Origin of the sequence: Hydrogenophaga sp. (assembly GCF_028698005.1) — a bacterium.
GTDB lineage: Bacteria > Pseudomonadota > Gammaproteobacteria > Burkholderiales > Burkholderiaceae_C > Hydrogenophaga.
In genome coordinates this window covers 1-4,876 of the sequence record NZ_JAQVEJ010000194.1, presented here as the reverse complement: position 1 = coordinate 4,876, position 4,876 = coordinate 1, and the positions used below count along the sequence as shown (strand labels likewise).

General features: G+C 72.1%; 8 protein-coding genes. All 8 read left to right on the top strand.

Features of this window, described 5'->3' with window-relative positions; all coding sequences use genetic code 11:
* Positions 1-285: aminotransferase class I/II-fold pyridoxal phosphate-dependent enzyme (locus PHQ87_RS14450; protein ID WP_300235820.1), on the top strand; the 285-nt coding region annotated here is incomplete at its 5' end.
* Between the two features lie 37 nt (positions 286-322).
* Complete coding sequence (locus PHQ87_RS14445) at positions 323-1,654, top strand: dihydroorotase (RefSeq protein ID WP_300235818.1); 1,332 nt, start codon at positions 323-325, stop codon at positions 1,652-1,654.
* Complete coding sequence (locus PHQ87_RS14440; protein WP_300235816.1) at positions 1,651-2,382, top strand: lysophospholipid acyltransferase family protein; 732 nt, start codon at positions 1,651-1,653, stop codon at positions 2,380-2,382. The genes PHQ87_RS14445 and PHQ87_RS14440 overlap by 4 nt, the downstream gene beginning before the upstream one ends.
* Before the next feature lie 9 nt (positions 2,383-2,391).
* Positions 2,392-2,796, top strand: coding sequence for a DUF2946 family protein (locus PHQ87_RS14435; protein ID WP_300235812.1), 405 nt, complete (start codon positions 2,392-2,394; stop codon positions 2,794-2,796).
* Positions 2,797-2,862: 66 nt separating this feature from the next.
* Positions 2,863-3,513, top strand: coding sequence for an SCO family protein (locus PHQ87_RS14430; protein ID WP_300235809.1), 651 nt, complete (start codon positions 2,863-2,865; stop codon positions 3,511-3,513).
* A gap of 52 nt (positions 3,514-3,565) precedes the next feature.
* Positions 3,566-4,084: a copper chaperone PCu(A)C gene (locus PHQ87_RS14425; RefSeq protein WP_300235806.1), complete on the top strand. Its 519-nt coding sequence runs from the start codon at positions 3,566-3,568 to the stop codon at positions 4,082-4,084.
* Positions 4,085-4,117: 33 nt separating this feature from the next.
* Positions 4,118-4,543, top strand: coding sequence for a DUF2946 family protein (locus PHQ87_RS14420; protein WP_300235803.1), 426 nt, complete (start codon positions 4,118-4,120; stop codon positions 4,541-4,543).
* 93 nt (positions 4,544-4,636) lie between these two features.
* Positions 4,637-4,876: cyclic nucleotide-binding domain-containing protein (locus tag PHQ87_RS14415; protein ID WP_300235800.1), on the top strand; the 240-nt coding region annotated here is incomplete at its 3' end.

Below are 4,876 nucleotides of genomic sequence, written 5' to 3'. Positions count from 1 at the left end.
CACGCGCACTTCGAGCAGACGCGCCAGCAGATCATCGCCTCGCGCGAATGGCTGACCGGTGCGCTGACGCAGCGTGGCTTTGCCTGCCTGCCCTCGTCGGCCAACTTCCTGTTCGCGCGCCATCCCGCGCGCGACGCGGCCACGCTGATGCAGGGGCTGCGCGAGCGGCGCGTCCTGGTGCGGCACTTCCGCCAGCCGCGCATCGAGCAGTACCTGCGCATCACCATCGGCACCCAGGCCGAGTGCGAAAAGCTGGTGGCCGCTTTCGACGAGATTTTGAAATGAACGAACGACCGGTTGCCGGTCAGCGAGCTGAAACACCATGAAGATCCTGATCCAGAACGGCCGTGTCATGGACCCCGCCACCGGGCGTGACGAGATCGCCGACATCGCCGTGGCGGCCGGCCGCATCATCGCCATCGGCAAGGTGGCGCCCGACTTCCATGCCGCCCGCGTGATCGACGCCAGCGGCTGCGTGGTGGCGCCCGGTCTGGTGGACCTGGCGGTGCGCCTGCGCGAGCCGGGCCAGGAACACGCCGGCATGCTGGAAAGCGAGATGGCGGCGGCCGTGGCCGGCGGCGTGACCTCGCTGATCTGCCCGCCCGACACCGACCCCGTGCTCGACGAGCCGGGCCTGGTGGAAATGCTGCGCTTCCGTGCCGAGAAACTGCACCAGGCGCGCGTGTTCCCCATCGGTGCGCTCACGCGCGGGCTCAAGGGCGAGGTGCTGACCGAAATGGCCGAGCTGACCGAGTCCGGCTGCATCGGCTTCGGTCAGGCCGAGGTGCCCGTCGTCAACCACCAGGTGCTGCTGCGCGCGCTGCAGTACGCCGGCACCTTCGGCTACACCGTGTGGCTGCGTCCGCAGGACTTCTGGCTCGGCAAGGGCGTGGCCGCCAGCGGCGCGCTGGCCACGCGCATGGGCCTGGCGGGCATTCCCGTCGCGGCCGAAACCATTGCGCTGCACACCCTGTTCGAGCTGCTGCGCGGCGTGTACCGTGCCCAGTCCGGTGCTGATCGCGGCGTGCATGTGCACCTGTGCCGCATCAGCAGTGCCGCCGGCCTGGAGCTGGTGCGCCAGGCCAAGGCCGAGGGCCTGCCCGTGACCTGTGACGTCAGCGTGCACAACCTGCACCTGAGCGACATCGACATCGGCTACTACGACAGCCGCACCCGCCTGCAGCCGCCGCTGCGCCAGCCGTGCGACCGCGACGCGCTGCGTGCCGGTCTGGCCGATGGCACCATCGACGCGCTGGTGTCCGACCACAACCCCGTGGCCGCCGACGCCAAGGTGCTGCCCTTTGCCGATGCCGAACCCGGTGCCACCGCGGTCGAGCTGCTGCTCGGCCTGGCCGCCCAGTGGGCGCAGCAGGACGGCCTGGGCCTGATGCAGGCGCTGTCGGTGCTGACCTCCGGGCCGCTGAAGGTGCTCGGCAGCGCGCTGGGCACCCTGCAGGCCAGCGTGGGCCAGCTCATCGAGGGCGGCGTGGCCGACCTGTGCGTGTTCGACCCCAACGGCGCCTGGCAGGTGCGCCCCGAGGCGCTGCGCAGCCAGGGCAAGCACACCCCGTTCGAAGGGCATGTGCTGCCGGTCTCGGTGCGCGCCACCCTGGTGGGCGGGCAGGTGGCCTGGCAGGCCGGCGCCCGGCGGTGAGCCACCTGCGGGCGCTCTGGCGTGCCCTGCGCGCGCTCGCGCACGTGCTGCGCGGCCTGTGGATCATCCGCACCGAGTTCGGCCGGCTCACCCCCGATGCCTGCGCGCTGCTGGTGCGCGAGTGGTCGCGCCGCATGCTCGACATCATGGGCGTGTCGCTGTCGGTCGAGGGCGAGCGGCCGCAGCGCGGGCCGCTGCTGCTGCTGGCCAACCACATTTCCTGGCTCGACATCCTGGTGCTCAACGCCGCCTACCCGGTGCGCTTCGTGTCCAAGGCGGATGTCAGACACTGGCCTGTGCTGGGCGCGCTGATCACCGGTGCGGGCACCATCCTGATCGAGCGTGAGCGCCGGCGCGATGCCATGCGCGTGGTGCACCACATGGCCGAGCATCTGCAGGCCGGTGAGGTGGTCGCGGTGTTCCCCGAAGGCACCACCGGTGACGGCATCACCTTGCTGCCCTTTCACGCCAACCTGCTGCAGGCCGCCATCGTCAGCAACGCGCCGGCCCTGCCGGTGGGGCTGCGTTACCTGGACGGCGCCAGCGGTGCGCGCAGCGATGCGCCGCAGTACGTCGGCGACACGACGCTGCTGGCCTCGGTGTGGCGCACCCTGCGCGCCGACGGCCTGCGCGCCGTGGTGCGCTACGGCCAGCCCGTGCATAGCGATGGCCGCGAACGGCGGGCCTGGGCGGCCGCGCTGCGCGAGGCCGTGGCGCGCCTGCTGTAAGATCGCGCCATGTCCCTGTTCCGCGTCCACCGCCGTCTCATCGCCTGGCTGGCCATGCTGGCGCTGGGCTGGGCCGCGCTGGCGCCCGCCATGGCCCAGGCCGTGGTGGCCGCCTCGGACGACGAGGGCTGGGTCCAGTTGTGCACCACCACCGGCATGGTCTGGGTGCAGTCCGGCGGGCCGGCGGCGGCCGACGGCAGCACGCCGGCGGCGCCCGCCAGCGACGACGCCCCGACCATGAACTGCCCGTGGTGCACGCTGCACGGTGGCGCCGACACCTTCGTGCCACCGGCGCCGGTGGCCCTGCCCGTGCCCGAACGCCTGGCCGACATGCCGCCGGCGTTCTACCGCGCCCCCACCACCTCCTTTGCCTGGGTGGCGCACCCCTCGCGCGCGCCCCCCGTCGCTTCCTGACTCCGATCCAGGTGGGCCGTCCCTGACGCGGGCGGCCTTCGTGCAGGTTCCGTTTCAGGAGGTCTCATGCCTCAACCGTACGCCGGCGCGCAGCCGGCATCGTCTCCCGCATCGGGCGCCCGGCGCCGGGTGCTGGCCGCAGCCCTGAGCGCGGCCCTGCTGCCGCTGGCCGGTCTGGGGGGGTGCAGCCGGCCCGGCACCGCCTTCCGCGGCATCGACATCACCGGCGCCGACTATGCGCAAGGCTTCTCACTCACCGATGCCCACGGGCAGCGGCGCACGCTGGCCGATTTCCGGGGCCGCGTCGTGATGCTGTACTTCGGCTTCGTGCAGTGCCCCGACGTGTGCCCGACCGCCCTGACACGGGCGGCGGCCGTGCGCCAGCAACTGGGCGCGCACGCCGACGATCTGCAGGTCATCTTCGTCACCGTGGACCCTGAGCGCGATACCCCGGCGCTGCTGCGCGAGTACATGGCCGCCTTCGACCCGTCGTTCCTGGCCCTGACCGGCACGCCCGAGGAAATCGCCCGGACCGCCCAGGCGTTCCGGGTCTTCTACCAGAAGGTGCCTACCGGCAGCAGCTACACCATGGACCACACCGCGCTGTCCTACCTGTTCGACCGCCAGGGCCGGATCCGTGTGGTCCTGCGGCACGAGCAGACCGCTGACGACTACCTGGCCGATGTGCGTGCCCTGCTCGACGAAGCGCCGGCCTGAACCCGCCCGATCTCCCTTTCTTTTTCTTATCCACTGTGCAAGGAGAATTCTCATGAAACAGCTCATCGCCACCGGCCTCATCGTCGCGGCTTCCGTCACCAGCGCCTGGGCGCAGCCGGCCCGCGGTGCGGCCATCGATGTCGGCAACCCCTGGGTGCGTGCCACCGTGGCCCAGCAAAAGGCCACCGGCGCCTTCATGCAACTGACCGCCCGGGCCGACACCCGGCTGGTGGCGGCACAGTCGCCGGTGGCCGGCGTGGTCGAGATCCACGAAATGGTCATGGACCGCGACGTGATGAAGATGCGCGCCATGCCCGCCGGTCTCGCGCTGCCGGCTGGCCAGACGGTCGAACTCAAGCCGGGTGGCTACCACGTGATGTTGCTGGACCTCAAGGGGCAGGTCAAGGAAGGCGACACAGTCCCGCTGACCCTGGTGTTCGAGGGCCAGGGCGGCCAGCGCGAGACGCTGGAGATCCAGGCACCGGCCCGGCCGCTCAACAGCGCCAGCGCCACCCGCCAGCCGGCGGCTGGCCCGGCCGCCCATGGCGCCCCGGCAGCGCACGGGCACTGACCGCGTCACCGCACCCGCCCGTCCGACTGAGCCATGAACCGTCGCGGTTGGCACACCCTGGCACGACGCCTTGCCCATTGGGTGACGGCGCTGATGCTGCTGTCCGCCCTGGCGCCCGCCCTGTCGCGGGCGCTGGCGGTGGAGGCGGGTGGGCCACCGCACCCGGCCTCACCCGGCAGCACCTGGGTCGAGGTCTGTGGGCCGGGCGGCATTCGCTGGGTGGCGGTCGCCGCCGCGGACGCGGGCAGCGGCGGCCCGGTGCGGCACGGCCTGCCGCACGCGGCCGCGCTCGATCACTGCGCGCTGTGCGGTCTTTCGCTGGACCGCTGCCTGCCCGACCCGACGCTCGATCCGCTGGTGCCGCTGGCCGCGCCGCTGGCCGTGGCGCTGCCCGGTGTGCCCACACCGCCGCCAAGGCGAGCGGCCGGCCCCCGGCCGGCGCGCGGTCCCCCTGTCTGACGCATGAGCCGCGCCACCCCGGTGGTGGTGCTTTGTCTGCCAGCGGCCATTCGGCCCGCCTGGCCGTCTCGCCGTCTTTCAGGAGCAGGAACCATGACCACGCTGCCTTCCGCCCCGGTGCTGATCAGCCCCGCGGCCCAAACCATTTTCAACGCCGGTGAACAGGGCCCGCTGTGGCGCCTCATCAGCGGCCAGGTGCGCATCGACCACGTGCAGGGCCCGTCGCGCCAGCTCATGCTGCTGGCGCTGCCGGGTGATCTGATCGGCACCGAATCGCTGTGCGGCCAGGCCTACCGGTACAGCGCCACCGCGCTGACGCCGGCCCAGCTCGAG